The organism is Variovorax sp. 20P10.2.4 (assembly GCF_058244205.1).
Window position 1 is genome coordinate 1 of sequence record NZ_JBZAYE010000649.1, and the last position, 3970, is coordinate 3970.

At 70.7% G+C, this 3970-nt stretch carries 3 protein-coding genes; 1 reads left to right on the forward strand and 2 read right to left on the reverse strand.

Features of this window, described 5'->3' with window-relative positions; all coding sequences use genetic code 11:
* Positions 1–683 (forward strand): phospholipase D-like domain-containing protein (locus AC27VN_RS34950; RefSeq protein ID WP_490879569.1); only part of this gene is annotated, 683 nt, incomplete at its 5' end.
* Between the two features lie 30 nt (positions 684–713).
* Here AC27VN_RS34950 and AC27VN_RS34955 read toward each other — a convergent pair.
* Entirely contained in the window at positions 714–1619 is a 906-nt protein-coding gene (locus AC27VN_RS34955) for a copper chaperone PCu(A)C domain-containing protein (protein ID WP_490879570.1), read from the reverse strand.
* 44 nt (positions 1620–1663) lie between these two features.
* The coding region (locus tag AC27VN_RS34960; RefSeq protein ID WP_490879571.1) for a TonB-dependent receptor at positions 1664–3970 on the reverse strand (2307 nt) is incomplete at its 5' end.

The following is a 3970-nucleotide window of genomic DNA, read 5'->3' on the forward strand; positions in this document are numbered from 1 at the left end:
TCACGGCCGACTCCGACCTCGCGGCCGGCAGCGAGACGGTGGTCGAGGGGCTGCTGCAGCTCATCGGCCAGGCGCGCTCCGATCTGCTGATCATCTCGCCCTACTTCGTGCCCGGCGCCGACATGAAGCAGGCCTTCGCCGCCGCCCGCGCGCGCGGCGTGCGCATCCGGGTGCTGACCAATTCGCTGGCCTCGAACGACGCGCCGGTGGCCCACGTGGGCTACGCGCGCCATCGCGAGGAACTGCTGAAGATGGGCATCGGCCTGTACGAGCTGCGCAGCGAGCAGGCCGGCCTGGGCAGCGCCTTCGGAGGCTCCACCGGCTCGACCGGCGGCAGCAGCGTGACCGGCGAGTCGCGCGCGATGCTGCATTCGAAGGTGCTGGTGATGGACGGCCGGCTGCTGGTGGTCGGCTCGATGAACCTCGACCTGCGCTCGCAGCTGCAGAACACCGAGATCGCGCTCTTGATCCGCAGCACCGAGCTGTCGCGCCTGGCGGCCGAGCAGATCGAGCGCGGGCTGCGCGAGCGCGCGTGGCATGTCGAGCTCGTCGACGGTTCGCTGGTCTGGCACGCGCCCGAGGGCAGCGGCCTGCCCGACAGCCGGACCGAGCCCGATGCCAGCCTGAGCCTGCGCCTGCTGCTCAAGCTCTTCGGGCCGCTGGCGCCGGACCAGTTGCTCTAGTCCGACGCCACTTCGACCGCTTCAACCGCGTCAGTGCTTGTGCTGATGCGCGGCCCCGCCCGCGTCGGCGCCGGCCGGCGCGCCCACAGGCAGCGTGACGTCGAGCGCGGTCCTCACGCCCTTCGCATCCTCGAACTTCAGGGTCAGCGGCACGTTCGTGCCCTTGGCGACCGCGCCCTTCAGGTCCATCAGCATGACGTGGAAGCCGCCCGGCTTCAGTTCCACCGTCTGGCCGGCCGGCAGGTCGAGGCCGGCGCTCAGCTCGCGCATCTTCATGGTGTCGCCTTCCATCTTCATCTCGTGCACTTCGGCCACGCCGGCCGCGGGCGTGGAGATGCTCACGAGCTTGGTGCCCGTGGGCGAAGTCAGCTTCATGAAGGCACCGGTGCCGCTCTGGCCCGGCACCGACTGGCGCACCCAGCCGTCGCGCACGTCGACCGTGGCCACGCCCTGCGCCACCACGTCCAGCTTGGCGGCCGGGCGCTTGAGGCCCGCGGTGGAATTGCCCGAGGCCGGCACCTCGGCCCAGTCGGCGCTGCCCACGTCGCAGGTCTGCAGCACCTTGAACCACAGCGTGCCCGGCGTGGCCGGCGCCTTGCCGCGCACCACGAACTCGGCCTTCTCGGTGCCGGGCAGCGCGGCCTGCGCGTTCTCGGCGGTCCAGCGCACCTCGCCGCCAGCGCCCTTCTGCACATCGAGCTTCCAGCCCTTGCGCGCCTGCGCCTCGCTCAGCACGAAGCCCGCGGGCAGCTTCACCGCCAGGCCGGTGGTGGCCTTGGCGCCTTCGCAGGCATGGCCGACGCGGAAGGCGGCGTCGTAGTCGCTGCCCACGGTGACGCCGCCGGGCGGCAGCGTGACATGGGCCAGCACGGCGGCGGCGCTGCCGGCCAGCAGGACGGCGGCGGCGACGGTGCGCAGGGTGAGGTGACGGTTCATGAGAGGTACTCCTTGAGGAAAGACGGTGAAAGACAGGGCAGGCGTCAGAGGTCGAACTTGAGTTCGCCCACGTAGGTCCGCTGCGGATAGGGGTGGAAGGCCCAGTACTTGTTATTGTTCAGGTTGTCGATGCCGAAGGATGCGCTCCATTGGCGGTCGATGCGGTAGCGCACCCGCAGGTCGGCCACGAAGAACTTCGAGAAGCCCATGTAGGCGAAGCCGTTCGGGTCGCTGTTGTCGAGCGTGCCGTACTGCTTGCCGCTGTAGCGCATGCCCAGGGTGTAGCTCCAGTTGGCGTCGGGCCGGTAAGTGGCCAGCAAGGTGGCGCGCACCTTGGGCACGCGCGGCTGCTGCTGGCCGACGCTGGCCGGAAAGCCGCGGTTGGCCGTGATCTTCGAGTTCGCGAGGGTGAGGCTGCCACCGAGGTCGAGGCCGCGGATGCCGACGTCGGTGGCGTTCAGCGCCACCTCGAGCCCGCGGGTGCGGATGGCATCGACGTTCTGCACCGTGCTCACGAGGTTGGTCAGCGCCTGGCTGTAGAGCGCGTCCTTCGTGCGCTCGAAGAACAGCGTGGTGCGCAGCACGCCGTCGAGCCCCCAGCCATCGAGGCCGCGTTCGGCGCTGAGCTCGGTGGTCCACGAGCGCTCGGGCCGCAGGTTGGGGTCGGTGTTGACGATGCGGTTGCCGTCGATCGAGCCTTGGTAGAGCTCGCTCACGGTCGGCATGCGTACCGCGCGGCCGGTCGAGGCCTTGAACAGCCAGTCGGATGTGGCCTGCCAGGCGATCGCGGCCTTGGGCGAGTCGTAGCTGTTCTTGCGCGGCGCGAAGTCGAGCAGCCGGGTCGCGTTGCCGAGCTGGCCGCCCCAGGCCTCCCAGCGCTCGTGGCGCAGGCCCAGGGTGGTCTTCCAGTCGCGCGCGAAGCGCCAGGTGTCCTGCAGGTAGAGCGACTGCAGCCGGGTGTTGCCGTTGAAGGCCGAGAACGGCGTGACCGGCGGGCCGCCGATCCAGTCGAGGGTGTTGCCGACGCTGGTGCGCAGCTTGGCCGTGTCCTGCTGGAAGCCGAAGTCGACCACGTGCGCGCCCACGCCCTCGGCCGAACCGGTGGGCCGCCAGGTGCCCGCGGCCTTGAAGGTGCGCCAGCCGCTGCCGCCCATGTCGGTGGTGCGGCCCGGCCCGCCGAGGAAGGCGCCGGGCAGCGGCGTGGTCGGCGTGCGCGAGGTGTCGCTCGCGTAGTCGAACAGGCTGGCCGCCACCTCCCAGTCGAACACGCCGCCGCTGTGGCTCTTGACCGAGAGGCCGTGCATGTAGTGGGTGAGCCGGGTCTCGGTCGGCACCAGCGCGCCGCTGGGCGCGTCGAGGTTGTAGCTGCGCCCGGCGATGTTGACCCGCCCGCCGTAGACCGGCAGGCCCAGCGGATCGCGCAGCCAGGTGTCGACGCTGCCGTGCGTGGTGTTGTTCCAGGCGCCCAGCGTGTAGGTGGCGCGCACCGTGGGCGAGAAGTCGTAGGCCAGCTTGAGCTTGGCCTGTTCCTGCGTGGTGTCGTAGATCGTCGCGCCGCCGACCAGCCACCAGGGCTGGTTCGACGGGTTGAGCCCCAGCACCGCGCCGGTGACCGGGGTGCCGGCATTGCCGAGCGTGCCCGCGCTCAGCAGCCGGTTGCCGAACACCAGCGCCTGGCCCTTGCTCTGCGTGCGCGAGGCGCTGAGCCACCACGACCAGTCGCCGCTGCGGCTGCCCAGCGACAGGTCGAGCTGCTGGCCGGCCGGCGAGGAATGGCTGTTGTAGAGATCGAAGTTCGAGACGAAGCCGCTGAGCTTGACGTGGGCCTCGAACTTCTCCGGCATGCGCGTCACGTAGTCGACCACCGCGCCCACCGAGTTGCCGGGGTAGGCGGCCGAGAAAGGCCCGTACAGCACGTCGACGCGCTCGATCTCCTCGGGCGAGACCATGCCCCAGCGCGGCGCGTAGGTGGCACCGTTGCCCAGCGGGTTCGACAGCATGATGCCGTCGGCATAGACCATCGAGCGCGCGCTGTTGCCGGTGCCCGAGGCGCGCGTGGCCAGCACCGCGTGGTTGAAGTCGCCGATGTAGCGCTTGCGCACGACCAGGCTCGGCAGGTACTTGAGCGCGTCCTCGCTGTCGGTGGCGTTCACCGTCTCGACGATCTGCGCATGCGTCGTGCCTTCGATGGTGGTCGGGATCTGCGCCGGCAGCGAGGTCGGCCGGCCGCCGGTGACGGTGATGGCGCCGAGCGCTCGTTCGGCGCCGGCCGTATCAGCCGCCGGCGCGGTTTGCGCCCAGGCGGGCGCGCCGAGCGAGGCGCTCAGCGGGAATGCCATGGCGATCGCCAC